Origin of the sequence: Methylobacterium sp. yr668 (assembly GCF_900116245.1) — a bacterium.
Taxonomy (GTDB): Bacteria; Pseudomonadota; Alphaproteobacteria; order Rhizobiales; family Beijerinckiaceae; genus Methylobacterium.
In genome coordinates this window covers 144,849-165,403 of record NZ_FOZY01000003.1, presented here as the reverse complement: position 1 = coordinate 165,403, position 20,555 = coordinate 144,849, and the positions used below count along the sequence as shown (strand labels likewise).

The following is a 20,555-nucleotide window of genomic DNA, read 5'->3' as shown; positions in this document are numbered from 1 at the left end:
CCGACCAGCGGCGCGCACGGCGCCGAACAGCGGAGAACGACGATGACCGGCAGGTTTCAGGACAAGGTGGTGGTGGTGACCGGCGGCACCAGCGGCATCGGCCTCGCGACCGCCCAGGCCTTCGTGGACGAGGGGGCCTCGGTGTTCATCACCGGTCGCCGCCAGGAGGCGCTCGACGCGGCGGTGAAGCGGATCGGCGGCCGGATCACGGGCGTGCGGGGCGACATGGCGAACCTCGCCGACATCGACCGCCTGTACGACGCGGTCCAGCAGAAGCACGCGCAGATCGACGTGGTCTTCGCCAATGCCGGCGGCGGCAGCTTCGCGCCGCTCGGCGCGATCACCGAGGCGCATTATCAGAGCATCTTCGACACCAACGTGAAGGGCGTGCTCTTCACCGTGCAGAAGGCGCTGCCGCTCCTGCGGGACGGAGCCGCGATCGTCCTCACCGGATCGACCACCGGCAGTTCGGGCACGCCGGCCTTCAGCGTCTACTCGGCCACCAAGGCGGCCGTGCGCAACTTCGCCCGGAACTGGATCCTCGACCTGAAGGACCGGCGCATCCGGGTGAACACGATCAGCCCGGGCGTGACCGAGACCGCCGGCCTCGACGAGCTCTTCGGCGGCGGCGATCAGGCGGCGGCCACCAAGGATGTCCTCGCCGGCCAGATCCCGGCCGGCCGCGTCGGCCGGCCCGAGGAGATCGCCCAGGCGGTGCTGTTCCTCGCCTCGGACGCGGCGAGCTTCGTCAACGGCGTCGAGCTGTTCGCCGACGGCGGGCAGGTCCAGATCTGAGGGTTCGGGGCGGCCGGGACGCGACACCCGGTCCCGGCCGCCCCCGTGAACCCTGGCAATGGCCGGCGGTTAAAGGCCCGGCCCTCCGGTCCCGCTTCCTCGCGGGCGGGCGCCGGGAAGGACAAACGGTTTCCATGGGCTGGCCGCGCCGCATCCTGATCACCGCCGGACTCGTGACCGTCGCGGCCGGCGTCGCCCTGGGCGTCGGCCGCTTCAGCTACGCGCCGATGCCCGACCGGGCGGACCTGCTCAACCCGGACCGCTACCCGATCGAGACCGCCTTCGACATCCTCGGCCGCCGCGTCTCGCGCGCGGAGGCCGACCGGCTCAGCGGCACCGAGGCCGGACGGAAGGAACTCTCGCCGAAGACCGGTGCGGTCGCGATCGATCCCGCCATGGTCGAGCGCGGCCGGCAGGCCTTCTATCAGGAGACGTTCGGCAACGAGGTCTTCCTCACCGACGTCATGGGCATGCTCGACGGCGGCCTGACTCCCACGCAGGTCGCCCTGGCGGTGGCCAAGCTCGGTGGCCAGGGCACCACCGATCTCAAAGTTGCCATGGCCAGGGACGTGCGCGTCGGCGACCGCGTCTACCGGGCGGGCGAGCTGGTCCCGACCGGGCTCGACGTGCCGAAGGGCGGCGCCTTCATCATCGGGATCAAGACCTTCTACGACCGCGGCCACCTGCGCATGGGGATCACCTGCGCCCTGTGCCACGCGGCGGTCGATCCCGGCACCGGCAGGGTCGTAGAGGGCGCGCCCAACACCGACCTCAATGCCGGCCTGCTGATGGCACTCTCGAAGAACTCCTCGGCCTACTTCATGCACGCCAGCGTGCCGGAGGCCGATGCCAAGCCCCCCGCCGATCCGCAGCGTTCCGGCTCGACCGGCTCGACCGGCACCGGGCCGGCGCTCCCGGACGCCGCTTCCGTCGAGGCGGCCACGAAGGTGCAGGTGGCGAGCTGGCCGCCGGGCAGCTTCGACTCGTCCGCCGACCGGGTCACCAACCCGACCTCGATCCCGTCGAGCTTCTCGGCCCACGGCGAGCCCTACAGCTGGAGCGGGCGCGAGGCGATCGGGCCCTTCGCGGGCCTGTCCTCGCTCAACAACAACGTCCACGCGGCCAATTCCGACACGACCCAGCTCGCCGCCGCCGCGCCCTGGCTGTTCGGCATGGATCCCGAGACGTATCTCGGGATCGTGCTGCGCGGCTCGGCCACGGAGGCGTTCCGCTACAGGCCCGACGGCGGCCGGAGCCCGTCGGAGGTGCTGCGCAGCGTCGATCCGACCCCGGCCTCGCCGGGGCTGAACAGCTACGCGGTCCTGCCGACCTATCCGGCGACCAACTACGTCACCGACAACGGACTGTTCACGTCCGTGCCCGGGGAGCCGGTCAACCACGCCAACAACGCCATGTCGGCCTTCCAGAACCTGCTGCACCCGCCGGTCGCCGGGCAGGATCCCGACCGGGTCCGCGCGGGCCGCGCGGTGTTCGAGAAGGCCGGCTGCGGCAGCTGCCATTCCGGCCCGGCGCTCACCAACCACCGGGTCGTCCCGGAGGCCGAGATCGGCACCGAGCCGACCCGGGCGCGGGCGGGCGCCAAGATGGAGGCGCGCCTGTCGGCGCCGGCGATGTTCGCCGCCGACACGCCGTTCCCGACCCCAGCCGACCCGGTCATCGTCCCGGTGCCGCTCGCGGGCGACGCCCTCGCCCAGGTGCAGCTCGCCTGGGGGCAGGGGGGCACGGAGGGCGGCTACAAGGTGCCGAACCTCGTGGGCCTCGCCTGGACGGCGCCGTACCTGCACGATTCCGGCGTCGCGGTCGGTCCCGATGCCGAGGACCAGCTCGGCGTCCCGGGCACGCTGTACCGGGGCGTCACCCCCGATCCCGCCAACAGCCTGCGCGCCCTGGTCGACCGGGATCTCCGGGCGAAGGTGATCGCCGCCAACGCGGCCTCGGACACGGCGCGGATCGCCCGCGTGACCGGCAAGGGGCACGCCTACTGGGCGGATGCCGGCTCGGGCGTCTCGCGCGAAGAGCAGACGGCGCTGATCGCGTACCTGCTCTCGGTCGATCGCCTGACGGAGCCGGCCGCGACGCCCTGACCGCGCCGCCCGCGAGCCGGATCTCCCATGTCGCGGACCTTCAACCCGGTCTGGTTCAGCCTCGGGGCCTGTTACCCAGAGTTGTGAAACCTCGCCGTCCGCGCGAACGAGGCGAAGCGATCCAGCAACGCCGCGCGCGCCGGTGTCGCGTTGCCCTGGGTTGCTTCACTGCGTTCGCAAAGACGCGGCTCAGATCACCGCCTCGATCAGGCCGCGCCGCTTGGCCTCCTCGGCCTCGAGGTACCAGTTCGACGGTGCCTTCTCGAGCACCTCGTCGAGGGTGACGTCAGAGCCCTGGATCAGGTTGGCGAAGCCCTCGTTCTGGATCTCGATCGAGCACAGGATCTCGTTGAGCGTCGCCTTCACGGAGGCGATGCAGGTGGTGAGCGGTCCCTCGACCTGGAGCTGCTTGTTCATCTTGCGCTCGTGGATCATCAGCCGCGTCCCGCAGGTGAGATACCGGTTGGGCCGGGCGAAGAAGCTCATGAAGGTCGTGCCGGCCGAGTAGATCGCGGCCTTGCCGAGGAAGACGAATCGCCGGTTCGGATCCATCGCGCTGTTGAAGCGGATGTCCTCGCCCATCATCCGGGCGACCTCCGGGTCGCCGCCGAGCGTCGTCAGCTCGACGACGACGAGGTCGCGGTCCCCCGCCGCGTCGAGCTGGCGGCGGAAGTCCTTGTACATGTCGTAGTCGACCGGTCCGGAGAGCAGGACGGCCGGGGCCCGGAAGGCGGTGGGGCCGAGGGGAGTCGTGTCCATGGTCCTCCTCATCGATCGAGCGGCCCAGACCCACTCCTCCCGCGGCTCCGGCCCGGCGTCAGCGCGCCGGGTCGGGCGCACCCTGGCCCTTGCCCACGAAGGGGATGCCCTCGATCGGGCATTCCTCCGTGCCGACGCTCTGACGGGTAATGGCCCGGACGGCGTCGCGGGTCCCGTCGGGATCCTCGATCCAGCGCCGGTAGAAGTCGTAGGGGCATTCCGACATCCCGTGCCGGTTCTCCTTCGAGTTGATCATGCCCGTGTAGCCGCGATGCAGCAGCTTGAAGAGGTGGTTCTCCGACTGGCCGTGGGCGCGGAAGTCCCGGATCAGGAACTTCGACAGGGCGGCGTACTGGATGCCCATCTCCTCCTCGCCGCACTCGCCAAGCGTGCGGCCGTCGAAGCCGATGATCGCGGAGTGGCCGAAATAGGTGTAGACGCCGTCGAAGCCGGCCGCGTTGGCCACCGCCACGTATGTGTTGTTGGCGAAGGCCATCGCCTTCGAGATGACGACCTGCTGCTCCTTGGCCGGATACATGTAGCCCTGGCAGCGGATGATCAGCTCGGCGCCCCGCATGGCGCAGTCGCGCCAGATCTCGGGATAGTTGCCGTCGTCGCAGATGATCAGGCTGATCTTCAGCCCCTTCGGCCCGTCCGACACGTAGGTGCGGTCGCCCGGATACCAGCCCTCGATCGGGGTCCAGGGCATGATCTTGCGGTACTTCTGCACGATCTCGCCCTGGTCGTTCATCAGGATCAGGGTGTTGTAGGGCGCCTTGTGCGGGTGGTCCTCGTGGCGCTCGCCGGTGAGCGAGAACACGCCCCAGACCTTGGCCTCCCGGCAGGCGGCGGCGAACACCTCGGTCTCCGCGCCCGGGACCGTCGAGGCGGTCTCGTACATCTCGGCGGCGTCGTACATGATGCCGTGGGTCGAGTATTCGGGGAAGATCACGAGGTCGAGGCCGGGCAGTCCGGTCTTCATGCCGACGATCATCTTGCCGATCGCCTTGGCGTTCTCCAGCACCTCCGCGCGGGTGTGCAGGCGCGGCATCTTGTAGTTCACGACGGCGACGCCGACGCTGTCTTGGCTGGACGAGATGTCTCCGTGCATCATGGCGTGATGTCCTCCTGACCTTGATCGTCCCCCCGGTTGAGGGCGGCTCAGTGGCTGATCATCCAGGGCCGCGCCTTCGGGAAGCTCTTGGCGGCGGCCGGAGCGGCGCTCGCTTTCTTGGGTGAGCAGCAGCCGCACCCGGCCCCGTGACTGCCCGAGCGCCTGGGCGCGTGGCGGCTGCGCTCGTTGGTGGCGTAGGCGGTCCTGAGGCCCGCATCCATGCCGGCGATGCGCGGCGCGGTGAGGAAGGCGCGCTGGCTCTCCCCGCCGCAATCCGGGCAGGCATGCGGCTCGCGGAACTCCGCCATCGGCCGCATCACCGTGAAGGGCCCGCAGGCCTCGCAGGCGTAGTCGTAGACGGGCATGGGAGGCTCCCGGAATGAACTTGAGAGGTACGAACGGTGCCGAAGGATCGCGGGCCCCCTCTCCCGCACGGGAGAGGAGGCCTGTCGCGTCAGCCGCGACCAACAGGGAAACGAACCATCACAGATCCGGCGAGAGCGGCATCTGGATCGAGCCGTCGAGGAACTTGGTCGGTCCGTCGGCGCCCGGATTGATGTCGAACTCGAAGATCTTGGTCGGGATCCAGAGGGTCGCGCAGGCGTTCGGGATGTCGACGACGCCCGAGATGTGGCCCTGGACCGGCGCCGTGCCGAGGATCGAGTAGGCCTGCGCACCCGAGTAGCCGAACTTCTTCAGGTACTCGATCGCGTTCAGGCAGGCCTGCCGGTAGGCGATGTGCACGTCGAGGTAGTGCTGGCCGCCGCTCTCGTCGACCGAGATGCCCTCGAAGATCAGATGATCGTCGTATTTCGGCGTGATCGGCGACGGCTTGAAGATCGGGTTCTTGATCCCATACTTGGCCATGCCGTCCTTGATCAGCTCGACCTTGAGATGCACCCAGCCGGCCATCTCGATGGCGCCGCAGAAGGTGATCTCGCCGTCGCCCTGGCTGAAATGCAGGTCGCCCATGGAGAGGCCGGCGCCCGGCACGTAGACCGGGAAGTAGATCTTCGAGCCGCGCGACAGATCCTTGATGTCGCAATTGCCGCCGTGCTCGCGGGGCGGGACCGTGCGGGCGCCGGTGGCGGCGGCCGCATCCTTCGCGTCGCCCTTCAGGCGGCCCATATGGGCGGTCGGGCCGAAGGGCAGGGTGGCGAGCGCCGGCACCCGCTCCGGGTCGGTGTCGTAGAGCGCCTTCTCGCGGGTGTTCCAGGTCTCCAGCATCTTGGGATCGGGCAGGCAGCCGATCAGGCCGGGATGGATCAGGCCGGGGAAGCGCACGCCCGGGACGTGGCGGGATTTCGTGAACATGCCCTCGAAGTCCCAGATCGACTTCTGGGCCTGCGGGAAGTGCTCGGTGAGGAAGCCGCCGCCGTTCTTCTTCGAGAAGAAGCCGTTGAAGCCCCACTGGCTCTCGGGCTTGGCGCCGATGTCGAGGAGATCGACAACCAGCAGGTCGCCGGGCTCAGCGCCCTCGACGCCGATGGGACCCGAGAGGAAGTGCACGATCGACAGGTCGATGTCGCGCACGTCGTCGGCGGAATCGTTGTTCTTGATGAAGCCGCCGGTCCAGTCGTAGGTCTCGACGATGAAGTCGGCGCCGGGTTTCACATACGCGACCATCGGGATGTCGGGGTGCCAGCGGTTGTGCACCATGTCGTTGTCGTAGGCCGATTGCGTGAGATCGACCTTGATCAGCGTCTCGGGCATCTCGTGTCTCCAGCTCCCTGACTTAACCGGGGCACAGGCCCCGTCCGCGCGCCGCTGCGCGTCTCTCACCCGCTCGCGAGCAGCTCTTTCAGCGCGTCGTCGAGGACCTTGATGTCGTCCGGGCTTGTGCCCGGCCCGCCCGCGAAGTGGCCCCACCACGTGTCGATCACGCGCAGCTCCGCGTTCGGCATGGCGGCCGCCTCGATGGCGTTGTCCTCGGGCGGGAAATACAGGTCGGTCGAGGCGGGCATCAGGATCGCCTTGGCGCGGATGGCGCCGAGCGCGGCCTTGAAGTCGCCCTTGAAGGTATCGTTGGCGCTGATGTCGCCGTGCTGCCACGTCCACAGCATGGTGAGCAGGTTGTTGGCGTCGCGCTCGTAGAACAGGCCTTCCCAGAACCCGATCAGGAAGTCCTCCAGCGAGGCGTAGCCCATGTGGGTAATGTCGGCCTCGAGCCGGTAGAAGGTCTGCGAGAGGCCCCAGCCCGCGTAGACCCGGCCGAAGGCGCGCAGGCCCCGGGTCGGCGGGCTCGTGTACCAGCCCTCCGCCCAGGCGGCGTCGGCCTGGAGCGCCGCCTTGGCGCCTTCCAAGAAGACGTAGTTGTGCCGGGAGCACTTGGCCGAGCCCTGAAACGGCAGGATCCTCGGCACCATGTCGGGGTACATCGACGCCCAGTGGTAGGTCTGGAGCGCGCCCATCGACCACCCGGTGACCAGAACCAGTTTCTCGATGCCGAAATGCTCGGTGACGAGGCGGTGCTGCGCGCGGACGTTGTCGTAGGCGGTGACGTTGGGGAAGCGCGGCCCGTTCCAGGGCGCCGGCGTGTTGCTCGGCGAGGACGAGAGCCCGTTGCCGAACATGTTCGGGATGATGATGAAGTACTTGTCCGGGTCGAGCGCCTTGCCGGGGCCGATCAGCCACTCGTTCTCGGTGTGCTGGCCCGAGTACCAGGTCGGGTAGACGATGGCGTTGTCCTTGGCCGGGCTCAGCGTGCCGAAGGTCTTGAAGGCGAGCTTGGCCGCGCGCAGCGTCTTGCCGCACTGGAGCACGAAGTCGCCGAGTTCGAAGATCTCGTGATCGGCCATGCTGCGCCCCTAGACCGACAGGAACCGGGCGACGGCGGCCTCGTCGATGCCGTCGCGCGGGGCCTCGTGGACGATGGCGCCGTTCTCCAGCACGATCACCCGGTCGGCGACGTCGAGGGCGAAGCTCAGGACCTGCTCGGAGACGACGATGGACAGGCCGCGCTGGTCGCGGATCTTCTTCAGCGTCCGGCCCATCTCGCGGATGATCGAGGGCTGGATGCCCTCGGTCGGCTCGTCGAGCAGCAGGACCTTCGGCCGGCTCGCCAGCGCCCGGGCGATGGCGAGCTGCTGCTGCTGCCCGCCCGAGAGGTTGCCGCCGCGCCGTCCCTTCATCTCCAGCAGGACCGGGAACATGTCGTAGAGGTCCTGCGGCACCTCGCGGGCGCCGGTGACCGTCAGGCCGGTCTCGATGTTCTCCTGCACCGTCATGGTCGAGAAGATCATGCGGCCCTGCGGCACGTAGGCGAGGCCCCTGGCGACCCGGGCGTGGCTCTTGAGCCCGGCGATGTCCGCGCCCTCGACCTGGATCGAGCCGGCCTTGACGGGAACGAGCCCCATCAGGGTCTTCATCAGCGTGGTCTTGCCCATGCCGTTGCGGCCCATCACGGCGACGATCTCGCCGGGCGCCACCGAGAAGGTCAGCCCGTGCAGGACCTCGCTCTGGCCGTAGGCGGCGTGCAGGTCCTCGACGGCGAGCGCCGGCGTCGCGGACGGGATCGCGGCGAGCGGGGGGGCCTGGACGGGGGCCGCGTGCGCGGTCTGGAGCGAGGCCATCGTCAATGTCCCAGATACACTTCGATGACCTTCGGGTCGTTCTTGACCCGCTCCATCGAACCCTCAGACAGCACCTTGCCCTGGTGCAGGACCGTCACCCGGTGGGCGATGTCCTCGACGAACTTCATGTCGTGCTCGATCACCAGCACCGAGCGGCCCTTGATGATCTGGTTGAGGAGCTCCGCGGTCTTGATCCGCTCGCCGACGCTCATCCCGGCCACCGGCTCGTCGAGCATCAGCAGCTCCGGGTCCTGGATCAGCAGCATGCCGATCTCCAGCCACTGCTTCTGACCGTGGCTCAGGAACTCGGCCCGCTCCCTGAGCTGGTCCTTCAGGAAGATCGTCTCGGCGATGGCGTGGATGCGGTTGCGGACCTCGGCGTCCCGCTTGAACGTCAGCGCGCCGAAGACCGAGCGGCCGCGGGGAAACGAGATCTCCAGGTTCTCGAACACCGTCAGGTCGTCGTAGATCGACGGCGTCTGGAACTTGCGGCCGACGCCGGCCTGCACGATCGCGCTCTCGGAGAGCCGGGTCAGCTCCTGGCCCTTGTACTTGATCGAGCCGGCGCTGGCCCGGGTGCGGCCGCAGATCAGGTCGAGGACCGTGGTCTTGCCGGCGCCGTTCGGGCCGATGATCACCCGGATCTCGTCCGGATCGACGTAGAACGACACGTCGTTCACCGCCTTGAACCCGTCGAACGAGACCGTGAGCGCCTCGACGGCGAGGAGGTAGTCGGGCGGGGCCGCCTCGGCGCCGACCACGGGGGAGGAGAGGATCGCGGCGTTCATGGGGGACTCACTCGGCCGGGGCGCCGTGGGGGGCGATGGCGGGCGCGGGCGCCTGCAGGCTCTTGGCGCGGCGGGTGAGGCGGGGCTCGATGTGCTCCCGCCAGATCCCCGCGAGGCCGTTCGGGAAGGCCAGCACCACGGCGATGAACAGGGCGCCGAGGCCGAACAGCCAGAGGTCCGGGAAGCTCTCCGAGAAGCTGGTCTTGGCCCAGTTGACCAAGAGCGTGCCCCAGACCGCGCCGAACAGCGACAGGCGCCCGCCGACCGCGGCGTAGATCACCATCTCGATCGAGGGGACGATGCCCACGAAGGAGGGCGACATGAACCCGACCTGCAGGGTGAACATCGCGCCGCCGATCGCCGCCAACCCGGCGGCGAAGCAGAAGGCGAAGACCTTGAAGCCCGCCACCGAGTAGCCGGAGAACCGGACCCGGTCCTCCTTGTCGCGCATGGCGACGAGGATGCGGCCGAGCTTCGACTTCTTCACGTACTGCGCCGCCAGGATGCAGGCGAACAGCAGGCCGCCGTTGACGAAGTACAGGATGAACTTCGCCGAGTCGGTGCGGATGTCCCAGCCGTGGAGGGTGCGCAGGTCGGTGATGCCGTTGATGCCGCCGGTGTAGCCCTGCTGGCCGACGATCAGGATGGTCAGGATCGCGGCGATCGCCTGGGTGATGATGGCGAAGTAGGTGCCGCCGACCCGGCGCTTGAACATCGCGAAGGAGATCAGCATCGCGAACAGGACCGGGACGGCGACCGCCAGGATCAGCGTCAGCGGCAGGCTCTTGAACGGCTGCCAGAACCAGGGGAGGGCGGTGATCTGGTTCCAGTCCATGAAGTCCGGGATGCCGGGAGTCGACTGGATTTTCGTATTCTCGATGCTCGAAGCTTCGAGCTTCAAGTACATCGCCATGCAGTAGCCGCCGAGGCCGAAGAACACGCCCTGGCCGAGGGAGAGGATGCCCGCGTAGCCCCAGCAGATCACCAGCCCGAGGGCGACGAAGGCGTAGGTGAGGTACTTGCCGACGAGGTTGAGGCGGAAGCTGTCGAGCACCAGCGGCAGGACGACCAGGATCACCCCGGCCAGGAGGAGCAGGCTCAGCCACTCCACCGGCTTCATGAACGGGTTGTCGTTGACGGTGACGGATTTGGTGAGAGTCTGGACCGGGTTCGTCATCGGGAAAACATCCTCAGCGCCGGACCTTGAGGGTGAAGAGGCCCTGCGGCCTCAGCATCAGGATGCCGACCACCGCGAGCAGGGTGATGACCTTGGCCATCGAGCCGGAGAGGAAGAACTCCAGGGTCGACTGCGTCTGGGAGATCGAGAAGGCCGACGCGATGGTGCCGAGCAGGCTCGCGGCCCCGCCGAACACGACGATCAGGAAGGTGTCGACGATGTAGAGCTGGCCCGAGGTCGGCCCGGTCGAGCCGATCATCGTGAAGGCCGAGCCGGCGATGCCCGCGATGCCGCAGCCGAGGCCGAACGTGTAGCGATCGACCTTCTCGGTATCGATGCCGACCGCCCCCGCCATGGCGCGGTTCGACATCACGGCGCGGACCTGCTGGCCGAAGCGCGACCGGAAGATCAGCAGCGCGACGCTGACGGTGATCAGGATGGTGACGGCCATGACGAACAGGCCGTTGATCGGGATCTCGATCGTGTCGGTGACCTGCACCGAGCCGATCAGCCAGGACGGCAGCTCGACGCCGACCTCGCGGGCGCCGAAGATCGACCGGTAGGCCTGCTGGAGGATCAGCGACAGGCCCCAGGTGGCGAGCAGCGTGTCGAGCGGGCGCTTGTAGAGGAACCGGATCAGGCCCCATTCCACCAGCATGCCCAGAGCCCCGGAGGCGAGGAACGCCAAGCCCATCGCGATGAAGAAGTAGATCGGGAACAGCGCCGGGAGGTAGGTCTGGAAGAAGGTCGAGCAGAGATAGGTGACGTAGGCGCCGAGGATCATGAACTCCCCGTGGGCCATGTTGATCACGCCCATCTGGCCGAAGATGATCGCGAGTCCCAGCGCCATCAGCAGGTAGACGGAGAACAGGATCAGGCCGGCGAAGCCCTGCATGGCGAAGATCGCGCCGAGGTCGCCGAGGGAGTAGTCGCCGAGCATGGTTTCGGTCTTCCGCAAAGCGAGTTCGATTGGTGCCGGCTCGTCACGGCCTTCGGGCCGGGCCGTCTTTGCGAGCGGAGCGAAGCAAGCCAGGGACGCGCGACGTCTCGGGAAGTCCCGCTGCCCTGGGTCGCTTCGCTGCGCTCGCGATGACGGGGAGGGGTGATTTCACCCCTCCTGACAACGGATTACTGGTAGCCCTTCGGGAAGGGATCGGGCTTGATCAGCTCGGGGCTGGTGTAGACGATCTCGAACTGGCCGTCGGGCTTGGCCCGGCCGACCCGGGTCTTCGACCAGAGATGGTGGTTCTCGTCGATCTTGACGTAGCCTTCCGGCGCGCCCTTGAACTCGATCCCGGGCGAGGCCGCCACGACCTTGTCGACGTCGAACGAGCCGGCCTTCTCGCAGGCCATCTTCCACAGGAACGGGCCGAGATAGGCCGCCTGCGTTACGTCGCCGATGACGGTCTTCTCGCCCCACATCTTCTTGAATGCAGCCACGAACGCCTTGTTGTTCTCGTTCTGGATCGACTCGAAGTACTTCATGCAAGCGTAGGCCCCGGCGATGTTCTCGCCGCCGATGCCGTCGATCTCGTCCTCGGTGACCGAGATCGTCATCAGCACCTGCTTCGACAGGTCGATGCCCGCCGCCTTGAGCTGCTTGTAGAACGCCACGTTCGAGCCGCCGACCACGTCGGCGAAGATCACCTTGGGCTTGGTGAGCTTGATCTTGTTGATGACCGAGTTGAACTGCGTGTGGCCGAGGGGGAAGTACTCCTCGCCGACGACCTTGCCCTTGAGCACGTTCTCCACGTGCTTGCGGGCGATCTTGTTGGAGGTGCGCGGCCAGATGTAGTCGGAGCCGATGAAGTAGAAGCTGTCGCCGCCCTTCTCCTTGTGGACCCAGTCGAGGCCGGCGAGGATCTGCTGCGTGGCCTCCTGGCCGGTGTAGAAGACGTTCTTCGACTGCTCCAGGCCCTCGTAGAAGGTCGGGTAGTACAGCAGGCCGTTGTACTGCTCGAAGACCGGCAGCACCGCCTTGCGCGAGGCCGAGGTCCAGCAGCCCATCACGGCGGCGCAGTGGTCGTTGACGAGGAGCTTCTTGGCCTTCTCGGCGAAGGTCGGCCAGTCGGAGGCGCCGTCCTCCTGGATGATCTTGATCTTGCGGCCGAGCACGCCGCCGGCGTCGTTGATCTGCTGGATCGCCAGCTTCTCCGCTTCCTGCGCGCCCGTCTCCGAGATCGCCATCGTGCCGGTGACCGAGTGCAGGATGCCGACCGTCACCTCGCTGTCGGTCACCGCGAGGCCCGTGGTGTTGACCGCCGCGGTCGGCGGCGCCGCCCAGGCGGTGCGCGGCAACAGCGCCAGCGCCGGGGCGCCGGCCAATCCCATGAGCAGCCTGCGCCGCAGCGGGGAGCGCAAGCCGTGATCGGCGCCGGTCTCGGTGTCGTCTGCCATGTGCCTGACCCTGTTCGCGTCCGGGCCTTGAGAGGCGGCCCGGATCGACGAGCGCAGGCTAGGTCCTGGGTTGCAGTGCGGCCTATACGCGATTTTGCGTATGGCCGTGGTCTTGCATGCGCCGCACCATCGCGGCGGAATACTTTGAGGTCGGGGTGGCTGAGAGCGCGAATAGTGGGAGCACCGCTCCGGTGCCCGGTCTTTCGCGCGCGCGTGCGTCGCGCGGTCGCCCGTGCGCGACGCTGCCCGGGCACGACGGGCTGATCGTCCCGGCCGGGGCCCGATGAGCGGTCCGCAGCGCATCATCCCCATCCGCCGGGACTACAACCGCTTCGTCGCCGACGAGACGCTGGAGGATTACGCCCTCCGCTTCACCGCCAAGAAGGCGCGGCGCTGGTCGAGCCTCGAGGTGGCGCAGACGGCCCTCGGCTCGATCTCTTTCCTCGCGCTGGAGGCGATCGGCGGGACGCTGGCGCTCACAGCGGGATTTCCCAACACGGTGGCGGCCGTGCTGGTCGTCGGTTTGATCATCTTCGCCACGGCGGCGCCGATCACGGTCTACGCCGCCCGCTACGGCGTCGACATGGACCTGCTCACCCGGGGTGCCGGCTTCGGCTATCTCGGCTCGACCGTCACATCGCTGATCTACGCGAGCTTCACCTTCCTGTTCTTCGCCATCGAGGCGGCGATCATGGCGCTGGCGCTGCAGCTCTGCTTCGGGCTGCCGCTCGGCGTCGGCTACCTGCTCTGCGCCGGGGCGGTGATTCCCCTCGTCGTCTACGGGATCCGGCTGATCAGCCGGTTCCAGATCTGGACGCAGCCGATCTGGATCGGGTTGAGCCTGCTGCCGCTGATCTTCGTGGCGGCGCAGGGCGCGGGGCCGCTGCGGGCGCTCGCCGGCTACCCGGGCCTCGACGGCGCCGGGGGCGGCTTCGACCTCGCGCGCTTCGGCCTCGCCACCGGCGTCCTGCTGGCGCTGCTCGCCCAGGTCGGCGAGCAGGTCGACTTCCTGCGCTTCGTGCCGGAGCCGCGGGGCCCGCGCGACCGCCGCTGGTGGCTCGCCGTCCTCTCGGGCGGCGCTGGCTGGATCCTGCCCGGGATGCTGAAGATCCTGCTCGGCGCCGCGCTGGCGGTCCTGGCGCTGGGGCACGGCGTCCCCGCCGAGCACGCCGCCGAGCCGACCCGCATGTACGCGGTGGCCTTCGGCTACCTGACGGGGGAGGGGAGCCGGGCGGCGCTGCTGCTGACCGGGCTGTTCGTCCTCGTGTCGCAGCTCAAGATCAACCTGACCAACGCCTATGCCGGCTCGATCGCGTGGTCGAACTTCTTCTCGCGCCTGACCCACAGCCATCCGGGACGGGTGGTCTGGCTCGTGTTCAACGTCGCCATCGCGGTGCTCCTGATGGAGCTCGGCATCGACAAGACCATCGAGAGCACCCTGCCACTCTACGCCTCCGTGGTCTCGGCCTGGGTCGGCGCGCTCGCCGCCGACCTCGCGGTCAACAAGCCGCTCGGACTCTCGCCCCCGGGCATCGAGTTCAAGCGCGCCCATCTCTACGCGGTGAATCCCGTGGGGACCGGCGCCATGGCGCTATCCCTCGCGGCCGGGGGCGCGGCCTATGTCGGCTGGCTCGGCGCGACCCTGCAGCCCTTCGCGCCATTGCTGACCCTGGCGATCGCGTTCTGCGCCGCGCCGGCGATCGCCTGGGCGACGGCGGGGCGCTGGTACCTGGCGCGGGTCCCGAAGCGGGATTGGGGCGCGGCCGAGGTGGTCTGCCGGGTCTGCGAATTGCCCTTCGAGGGCGAGGACATGGCCCATTGCCCGGCCTACGACGCCCCGATCTGCTCCCTCTGCTGCTCGCTCGACGCCCGCTGCGGCGACCTGTGCAAGCCCCACGGGCGCCTGGAGGTGCAGGCGCAGGCCGCCGTCGCGCGGATCCTGCCGGGCCGCACCGCTGCCTGGATCGGCGCGCCACTGGGCCGCTACCTCGCGGTGATGCTGACGCTCTGCGCGGTGATCGGCCTGATCCTCGGCATCGTGCACGCGGGCGCGACGATCGCCCACCCGGAGAATCGCGAGTTCCTGCGCACGGCGCTGACCAGCGTGTTCTTCACCCTGGTGGTGATCCTCGGCGTCGTGGCGTGGCTGTTCGTGCTCGCCCAGGAGAGCCGGCGCGTCGCCCAGGCCGAGACGATGCGCCAGACCGCGCTCTACCAGGCCGAGATCGCCGCCCATAAGGTCACTGACGCCAAGTTGCAGGAGGCCAAGGAGCGGGCCGAGGCCGCCAACCAGGCCAAGAGCCGCTACGTGGTCGGGATCAGCCACGAGCTGCGCACGCCGCTCTCCACCGTGCTCGGCTACGCCCAGCTCCTCGAATCCGACCCCGCGATCCCGGCGCATCGCGTCAACGGCCTGCGGGTGATCCGGCGCAGTGCCCAGCACCTGTCGGGCCTGATCGACGGCCTCCTCGACATCTCGCGCATGGAGGCCGGGCGCCTCCAGATCCACCGCGACGAGGTCCGGCTGACCGACTTCCTCGACCAGCTGGTCGACATGGTCCGCCTCCAGGCGCGGGAGGCCGGACTGGAATTCCGGTTCTCACGGCCCGAGATCCTGCCCGCGGTGGTCGCCACCGACGAGAAGCGCCTGCGGCAGGTGCTGCTCAACCTGCTGTCGAACGCCATCAAGTTCACGGAAGCCGGCACCGTCTCGCTGGACCTCAGCTACCGGAGCCAGATCGCGGTGTTCACGATCCGCGATACCGGGCCGGGCATCCCGGAGGCGGACCTCGCGCGGATCTTCGAGCCGTTCGAGCGCGGCTCGACCCCGGCCGCCCGCAGCACGCCGGGGACCGGGCTCGGGCTCACCATCGCCAACCTGCTGGCGCAGCTCCTGGGCGGCGAGATCACCGTGACTGCCGCCCCCGGCGGCGGCACGCAGGCGCGGCTGCGCCTGATGCTGGCCTCCGTGGCCCAGCCCGCGCCGATCGCCCCGGCCGCGCCGGCCGCACCCCCGGAGCGGGCCTACGCGGGCGCGCGCCGCACCGTCCTGGTCGCCGACGACGACAGCGCTCACCGCGCGCTGATGCGGGCGATCCTGGAGCCGCAGGGCATCTCCGTGCGGGAGGCCGGCTCCGGATCCGAGTGCCTCGCGACGGTCGCGCAAGGCGGCGTCGACCTCGTCCTCCTCGACATCGCGATGCCCGGGATGAGCGGCTGGGCGGCGGCGGCGGCCCTGAGGCAGGCCGGGCATACCGGCCCGATCGCCATGATGTCCGCCAACGTCCACGAGATCAGCCCGACCCGGGGCGACGACGCCCCGCACGACGCGATCTTCGCCAAGCCCTTCGACCTGCGCGACGTGATGGAGCGGATCGGCAAGCTCCTGCACCTCGAATGGACCGAGGGCGCCGCGCCGGGGCGGTCCGGGGCGGCCGCGGCCGCGGCGGACGTCCCGGGGCCGGGGCCCGAGCATGTCGGCGAGCTCCTGCGCCTCGGCCGGATCGGGCATATCCGCGCCATAGAGGCCAAGCTGACCCAGATGGAGCAGGACGCGACCGTGCCGCCCGCTTTCGTCGCCCGGATGCGCGGGCTCGTCGAGGGATACGACCTTCGCCGCTACCTCGCGGTCCTGCAGGAACTCGCCCGCCATGACTGAGGCGCCGAAGGTCCAGCCGCACCGGGACATCGTCCTGGTGATCGACGATTCGCCCGACACGCTGAGCTTCCTCACCGAGGCGATCGAGCGGTCCGGCGCCACCGTGCTGGTCGCGGTCGGCGGCGACCTCGCCCTGACCCTAGTTGACGAGATCACCCCCGACGTGATCCTCCTCGACGCGGTGATGCCGGGCCTCGACGGGTTCGAGACCTGCCGGCGGCTCAAGGCCAAGCCGCAGCTCGCCGGCGTGCCGGTGATCTTCATGACCGGGCTGAGCGAGACCGAGCACATCGTGAAGGGGCTCTCCGCCGGCGGGATCGACTACGTCACGAAGCCCATCGCCCCCGACGAGATCCTGGCCCGGATCCGCGTGCATCTCGCGAGCGCCCGCGCCGCGCAGAGCGCCCGGACCGCCCTCGACACGGCCGGGCGGACCCTGTTCGCGGTCGCCGAGGATGGCACGATCCTGTGGTCGACCCCGCAGGCCGGACGCCTGCTCGCCGGGCTCGGCGCGGTACCCTCCGGCGCCCCCGCGCTGCCCGCCGGCGCCCGCGAATGGCTGCGCGGTTGCCTCGCCGGCGCCGCCCAGCCCCTCGCGCTGACCGATCGCGACGGCGTCGCCTACGCCCTGACCTTCATCGGCCGCACCCCGGACGAGATCCTGCTCCGCCTGTCGCGCGACGCGCTGTCGGCGGGGGTCGAGCGGCTGCGGGTGCGCCTGCCGGTCACCGGGCGCGAGGCAGAGGTCCTCCTCTGGCTGTCCCGGGGCAAGTCGAGCCGCGACATCGGCGAGATCCTCGGGCTCAGCCACCGGACCGTGACGAAGCACCTCGAGAGCATCTACGCGAAGCTCGGCGTGGAGAACCGCACGGCCGCCTCGATCATCGCGGCGCGGCACTTGCAGGATTGAGCCCGCGCGGAAGCCGGTCGGCAGGGTTGCGCCGGCCGCGGATCCCCAAGCTTGTCCACAGGCGTCGATCCCCGGCGAAACGCCTTGGTAAGCCCCGCCGCCCCACGGTCCCGGCTCAGCCCGACAAGCCGAGTCCGGATGCGATGATGACCAGCCAGCAGCTCGCCGACGAACTGAAGCGGATCGCCACCACCCAGGTCAGCGACATCACGCGGGCGGTGAAGGAAGGCCAGAAGTCGATCGCCCTCAACGAGGTGCGGGACATGGCGCGGCGCCTCGGCCTGCTCGCGGACGCCTTCGATCCGAAATCCGCGGCCGAAAGATCCGAGGCCGACGGCGCGAGCGTCGCCGAAGCGGTCGACGACGCCCAGGCCGCCTGACACCCGTTGCCGGCGGCGTCCCGCCGGTCCCCTCCCAGGAGCGCTCCATGGTCCGCGCGCACTTCACCATCCGCCTCGGCAACGCCTCGCTCCCGGCCTCGGCGGCCCAGTGGGTCGAGGATGTCGAGGCCGCCCGGTCGACCGCGCGCACGATCGTGCAGGGGCTGATGCGTCAGCACGGCGGCGACCCGCGCCTCATGGAGGCCGCGATGGTGATCACCGACGACGACGGCGCCGTGCTGCTCGAGATGTCCTTCTTCGACACGCTGTACCTGCCGGTCGAGCCGGTGCCCGACGCCGACCGGCGCCGGCCGCGCGCGCCCCGCGGGGCCGCGCCGCGGGGACTGACGGCCGCCCTCGGCCCGGTCCGGCGCCTCGCCGGCGCGCTGGGCATGCGCGCGCAGCCGCAGCCGCGACCGCTGCCCGGGCGCTGAGACGCTTCAGCCGTAGAGATCGCTGACCACGAAGCCCCGCGGCGCGAGGCGCTCGGCCAGCACGCGCCGGTGGCAGCCGGCCGGATCGCGCTCGAAGCAGAGCAGGCAGATCGGCGACGCCTCGGCGAGCGCGGCGAGTTCGTCGAGCGCCGCGATCCCGGCAGCGGTGTCCAGCACTTCCTCGCAGTAGATCCGGCGCATCAGCGCCGCGTCCCCGGCCCGCGCCGCCTGCCGGCCGGATTTCGGGGTGCCGAGGCTGCGCAGATGCGCGTAGCCGAGCCCGGCCTCGCGCAGGGAGGTGCCGAGCGCGCCCTTCGAGAAGCCGCGCTTGCGCGAGTTCGCCACCGCCCGGACATCCGCCAGCACCGCGACCCCGGCCGAGCGCAGGACGCCGACGAGGCGCTCCGAGTCGAGGCCTTCGTAGCCTATGGTAAAGAGTTGCTTACTCACGGTGCCCCGTCCGGACTCGCGTTGCGGGACCGCGACTTAGCCGTATGCGGCCCTGTGAACCAGCCGGGGATCGACGCCGTATGTCGCGGGGATGCAACGCGTCCCGGAATTCCGCCGCAATGATCGCAAAGCTCCGTTAACCGCGCCAGGGCCATCGAATACGCCTGTCTGTGGCGCATCTTCGGTGGCGGGCTAAACACTGATGTCGCGGATCTACACGCCTTCGCGGTCACCGACCGAAGATCTCGCTCGGGGCCTGATCAGTCGCCTCAAGCCGGCCCGGCGTCTCGCCGGGCGCTTCGCCGCCGCCGCGATCCTGGCCGGCCTCGCTGCCTGCGCGTCGAACAACGACTTCTATCCGACGAAGGGCGACGCCAAGCCCCATCCGGGCGTGGCCAAGGCCAAGCTTCACCCGATCCAGGGCATCGATATCTCGAAGTGGCAGGGCAACGTCGACTGGGCCTCGGTCCGCGCCGCCGGCACCCAGTTCGCCTTCATCAAGGCCACCGAGGGCGGCGACCACGTCGACGAGCGCTTCCGGACCAACTGGGACGGCGCGGCCCGGGCCGGCGTGCCGCGCGGGGCCTACCACTTCGTGTTCTGGTGCCGCTCCGCCCGGGAGCAGATGGACTGGTTCAAGAAGAACGTCCCCAACGACCCCACCGCCCTGCCGCCGGTCCTCGACGTCGAGTGGAACGGCCACTCGCAGACCTGCCCGAAGAAGCTGCCCAAGGCCCAGGCCCTGGCGATGGTCACCGAGATGCTGGAGGAGATGGAGCGCTACACCGGCAAGCGCCCGATCATCTACACCGACATCACGTTCCACAAGGACGTCCTGGAGGGCGAGCTCCCCGATTATCCGCACTGGCTGCGCTCCACCGCGGCCGAGCCGGAGCAGCGCTTCGTCAACCGCAAGTGGATGCTGTGGCAGTTCACGTCCACGGGCCGGGTTCCGGGCGTGCGCGGCGACGTCGACCGCAACGCCTTCTACGGCACCCCGTCCGAATGGGCCTCGTTCCTGACGACCGACTGCGACCCGCGCGAGCACAAGCGGCTCTCCGAGCAGGGGCTCTGCACGGACAAGTAGATGAAAGGCGTCGGCGAAACCTAGGTTAGTTCAAGGACGTAGAGCGCGGGGTATGGCTGACGGGTCCGCGCACCGGCGGGCGAGCCCGAGAGGATCCTGACGGGAGACTCTCCTCCCGCACCTCTCCGTCCCCCATGCCGATCGACTCTGCCGCCTCCACCGGCAACCTGCTCCTCGACGCGCTGCCGGGTTCGGATCGCGCCCTGATCGCCCCCCACCTGGAGCCGGTGACCTTCGCCAAGGGGGATACGGCGCTGGCGGCGGGCGCTGCGGCGAGCCACGTCATCTTCCCCCGCGACCAGACCGTCGTGGCGCTGATCGTCGCCACGCGGGACGGCCGGACGGCCGAGATCGCGAGCGTCGGGCACGAGGGCGCGATCGGCGGGATCATCGGCGCGGGGCGGCTGCCGCCCGCGGTCAGCGGGCTGGCGCAGATCGGCGGCGCGGCTTTGCGCCTCGACGCGGCGCGGCTCCGGCAGGCCGAGCTCGATTCATCGACGCTCCGCGACCTGTTCGCGCGCTACGCCGACTGCTTCCTGGCTCAGCTGTTCCAGATCGCGGCCTGCAACGCCCTGCACCCGATCGAGCAGCGCTGCCTGCGCTGGCTGCTGTCGCTGCAGGACCGGACGGGCGGCGACACCCTCCCGATCACGCACGAGGTCCTGGCCTCCATGCTGGGGGTCCAGCGGACCTACCTCACGCGGATCCTGCGGGTGCTGCAGGAGCAGGGCCTCATCCGGGTCGGCCGCGGGCGCATCACGATCCTCGACCGCCGGGCGGTCTCGAACGCCGCCTGCGAGTGCCACGCCCGCGTCCGGATGCAGTGCGAGGCGGTGCTCGGCGCGGTTTTCCGGGCTGAGGAGCCCCGCCGCACCGAGCCGGTCGAGACGCTGTCGCGCGCCGGGTGAGGGACCGGCCCGCGATCCGTC

At 69.6% G+C, this 20,555-nt stretch carries 19 protein-coding genes; 8 read left to right on the top strand and 11 right to left on the bottom strand.

Annotated elements, in window-relative coordinates:
- Positions 1-42 precede the first annotated feature (42 nt).
- Both BM419_RS05355 and BM419_RS05350 read left to right on the top strand, forming a co-directional pair.
- Positions 43-795, top strand: a complete 753-nt coding sequence (locus tag BM419_RS05355; protein ID WP_020090555.1) for an SDR family NAD(P)-dependent oxidoreductase — start codon at positions 43-45, stop codon at positions 793-795.
- Between the two features lie 134 nt (positions 796-929).
- Positions 930-2,900 carry a cytochrome C oxidase Cbb3 gene (locus BM419_RS05350; protein WP_091925256.1) on the top strand — a complete coding sequence of 657 codons (1,971 nt, stop codon included), beginning with the start codon at positions 930-932 and terminating at the stop codon, positions 2,898-2,900.
- 189 nt (positions 2,901-3,089) lie between these two features.
- Here the strand turns inward: BM419_RS05350 and BM419_RS05345 are convergent, their stop codons facing one another.
- The 10 genes from BM419_RS05345 to urtA form a co-directional block, all read right to left on the bottom strand.
- On the bottom strand, positions 3,090-3,659 hold the full coding sequence (locus BM419_RS05345; RefSeq protein ID WP_020090553.1) for a ClpP family protease: 570 nt from the start codon (positions 3,657-3,659) through the stop codon (positions 3,090-3,092).
- Positions 3,660-3,717: 58 nt separating this feature from the next.
- Positions 3,718-4,773, bottom strand: a complete 1,056-nt coding sequence (locus BM419_RS05340; protein WP_091925253.1) for an aliphatic amidase — start codon at positions 4,771-4,773, stop codon at positions 3,718-3,720.
- 47 nt (positions 4,774-4,820) lie between these two features.
- A complete protein-coding gene (locus tag BM419_RS05335) occupies positions 4,821-5,138 on the bottom strand; it encodes an FmdB family zinc ribbon protein (protein ID WP_091925250.1) in 318 nt (105 codons plus the stop codon).
- 118 nt (positions 5,139-5,256) lie between these two features.
- Entirely contained in the window at positions 5,257-6,486 is a 1,230-nt protein-coding gene (fmdA, locus tag BM419_RS05330) for a formamidase (RefSeq protein WP_012322394.1), read from the bottom strand.
- A gap of 65 nt (positions 6,487-6,551) precedes the next feature.
- Positions 6,552-7,571, bottom strand: a complete 1,020-nt coding sequence (locus BM419_RS05325) for an alpha/beta fold hydrolase (protein ID WP_091925247.1) — start codon at positions 7,569-7,571, stop codon at positions 6,552-6,554.
- A gap of 9 nt (positions 7,572-7,580) precedes the next feature.
- On the bottom strand, positions 7,581-8,345 hold the full coding sequence (gene urtE, locus BM419_RS05320; protein ID WP_244539876.1) for an urea ABC transporter ATP-binding subunit UrtE: 765 nt from the start codon (positions 8,343-8,345) through the stop codon (positions 7,581-7,583).
- 2 nt (positions 8,346-8,347) lie between these two features.
- Complete coding sequence (gene urtD / locus BM419_RS05315) at positions 8,348-9,133, bottom strand: urea ABC transporter ATP-binding protein UrtD (protein WP_091925243.1); 786 nt, start codon at positions 9,131-9,133, stop codon at positions 8,348-8,350.
- A gap of 7 nt (positions 9,134-9,140) precedes the next feature.
- Positions 9,141-10,310: an urea ABC transporter permease subunit UrtC gene (urtC, locus tag BM419_RS05310; RefSeq protein ID WP_091925240.1), complete on the bottom strand. Its 1,170-nt coding sequence runs from the start codon at positions 10,308-10,310 to the stop codon at positions 9,141-9,143.
- Positions 10,311-10,323: 13 nt separating this feature from the next.
- Positions 10,324-11,250, bottom strand: coding sequence for an urea ABC transporter permease subunit UrtB (gene urtB / locus BM419_RS05305; RefSeq protein WP_012322399.1), 927 nt, complete (start codon positions 11,248-11,250; stop codon positions 10,324-10,326).
- 188 nt (positions 11,251-11,438) lie between these two features.
- On the bottom strand, positions 11,439-12,707 hold the full coding sequence (gene urtA, locus BM419_RS05300) for an urea ABC transporter substrate-binding protein (protein WP_042669481.1): 1,269 nt from the start codon (positions 12,705-12,707) through the stop codon (positions 11,439-11,441).
- A gap of 283 nt (positions 12,708-12,990) precedes the next feature.
- Here urtA and BM419_RS05295 point away from each other — a divergent pair, with 283 nt between their 5' ends.
- From BM419_RS05295 to BM419_RS05280, 4 genes are all read left to right on the top strand, one after another.
- Positions 12,991-16,365, top strand: a complete 3,375-nt coding sequence (locus BM419_RS05295) for a hybrid sensor histidine kinase/response regulator (protein ID WP_091925236.1) — start codon at positions 12,991-12,993, stop codon at positions 16,363-16,365.
- Positions 16,358-17,275 carry a response regulator transcription factor gene (locus BM419_RS05290; protein WP_091925233.1) on the top strand — a complete coding sequence of 306 codons (918 nt, stop codon included), beginning with the start codon at positions 16,358-16,360 and terminating at the stop codon, positions 17,273-17,275. The genes BM419_RS05295 and BM419_RS05290 overlap by 8 nt, the downstream gene beginning before the upstream one ends.
- Before the next feature lie 143 nt (positions 17,276-17,418).
- The gene (locus BM419_RS05285; protein WP_020092961.1) at positions 17,419-17,655 is read left to right on the top strand and encodes a hypothetical protein; all 237 of its coding nucleotides are present in this window, start codon (positions 17,419-17,421) and stop codon (positions 17,653-17,655) included.
- Between the two features lie 47 nt (positions 17,656-17,702).
- Positions 17,703-18,089 carry a DUF6894 family protein gene (locus BM419_RS05280; protein WP_056531876.1) on the top strand — a complete coding sequence of 129 codons (387 nt, stop codon included), beginning with the start codon at positions 17,703-17,705 and terminating at the stop codon, positions 18,087-18,089.
- A 6-nt stretch (positions 18,090-18,095) separates the two neighbouring features.
- Here BM419_RS05280 and BM419_RS05275 read toward each other — a convergent pair whose 3' ends face one another.
- Positions 18,096-18,539, bottom strand: a complete 444-nt coding sequence (locus tag BM419_RS05275) for a DUF488 domain-containing protein (protein ID WP_020092959.1) — start codon at positions 18,537-18,539, stop codon at positions 18,096-18,098.
- A gap of 202 nt (positions 18,540-18,741) precedes the next feature.
- On the opposite strand from BM419_RS05275, the gene BM419_RS05270 reads away from it, so the two are divergent.
- Together BM419_RS05270 and BM419_RS05265 are read left to right on the top strand one after the other, a co-directional pair.
- On the top strand, positions 18,742-19,626 hold the full coding sequence (locus BM419_RS05270; protein WP_091925231.1) for a glycoside hydrolase family 25 protein: 885 nt from the start codon (positions 18,742-18,744) through the stop codon (positions 19,624-19,626).
- Positions 19,627-19,760: 134 nt separating this feature from the next.
- Positions 19,761-20,534 carry a Crp/Fnr family transcriptional regulator gene (locus BM419_RS05265; protein WP_091925227.1) on the top strand — a complete coding sequence of 258 codons (774 nt, stop codon included), beginning with the start codon at positions 19,761-19,763 and terminating at the stop codon, positions 20,532-20,534.
- The last annotated feature ends 21 nt before the right edge of the window (positions 20,535-20,555 follow it).

Bases quoted from the DNA above. Each gene is read 5' to 3' on its own strand.
- BM419_RS05355 (WP_020090555.1), top strand. From the start codon at position 43: ATGACCGGCAGGTTTCAGGACAAGGTGGTGGTGGTGACCGGCGGCACC.
- BM419_RS05340 (WP_091925253.1), bottom strand. From the start codon at position 4,773: ATGATGCACGGAGACATCTCGTCCAGCCAAGACAGCGTCGGCGTCGCC.
- urtB (WP_012322399.1), bottom strand. From the start codon at position 11,250: ATGCTCGGCGACTACTCCCTCGGCGACCTCGGCGCGATCTTCGCCATG.
- urtE (WP_244539876.1), bottom strand. From the start codon at position 8,345: ATGGCCTCGCTCCAGACCGCGCACGCGGCCCCCGTCCAGGCCCCCCCG.
- BM419_RS05265 (WP_091925227.1), top strand. From the start codon at position 19,761: ATGCCGATCGACTCTGCCGCCTCCACCGGCAACCTGCTCCTCGACGCG.
- BM419_RS05280 (WP_056531876.1), top strand. From the start codon at position 17,703: ATGGTCCGCGCGCACTTCACCATCCGCCTCGGCAACGCCTCGCTCCCG.
- BM419_RS05335 (WP_091925250.1), bottom strand. From the start codon at position 5,138: ATGCCCGTCTACGACTACGCCTGCGAGGCCTGCGGGCCCTTCACGGTG.
- BM419_RS05325 (WP_091925247.1), bottom strand. From the start codon at position 7,571: ATGGCCGATCACGAGATCTTCGAACTCGGCGACTTCGTGCTCCAGTGC.
- BM419_RS05290 (WP_091925233.1), top strand. From the start codon at position 16,358: ATGACTGAGGCGCCGAAGGTCCAGCCGCACCGGGACATCGTCCTGGTG.
- BM419_RS05350 (WP_091925256.1), top strand. From the start codon at position 930: ATGGGCTGGCCGCGCCGCATCCTGATCACCGCCGGACTCGTGACCGTC.
- BM419_RS05270 (WP_091925231.1), top strand. From the start codon at position 18,742: ATGTCGCGGATCTACACGCCTTCGCGGTCACCGACCGAAGATCTCGCT.
- BM419_RS05285 (WP_020092961.1), top strand. From the start codon at position 17,419: ATGATGACCAGCCAGCAGCTCGCCGACGAACTGAAGCGGATCGCCACC.
- urtD (WP_091925243.1), bottom strand. From the start codon at position 9,133: ATGAACGCCGCGATCCTCTCCTCCCCCGTGGTCGGCGCCGAGGCGGCC.
- urtA (WP_042669481.1), bottom strand. From the start codon at position 12,707: ATGGCAGACGACACCGAGACCGGCGCCGATCACGGCTTGCGCTCCCCG.
- BM419_RS05345 (WP_020090553.1), bottom strand. From the start codon at position 3,659: ATGGACACGACTCCCCTCGGCCCCACCGCCTTCCGGGCCCCGGCCGTC.
- BM419_RS05295 (WP_091925236.1), top strand. From the start codon at position 12,991: ATGAGCGGTCCGCAGCGCATCATCCCCATCCGCCGGGACTACAACCGC.
- fmdA (WP_012322394.1), bottom strand. From the start codon at position 6,486: ATGCCCGAGACGCTGATCAAGGTCGATCTCACGCAATCGGCCTACGAC.
- urtC (WP_091925240.1), bottom strand. From the start codon at position 10,310: ATGACGAACCCGGTCCAGACTCTCACCAAATCCGTCACCGTCAACGAC.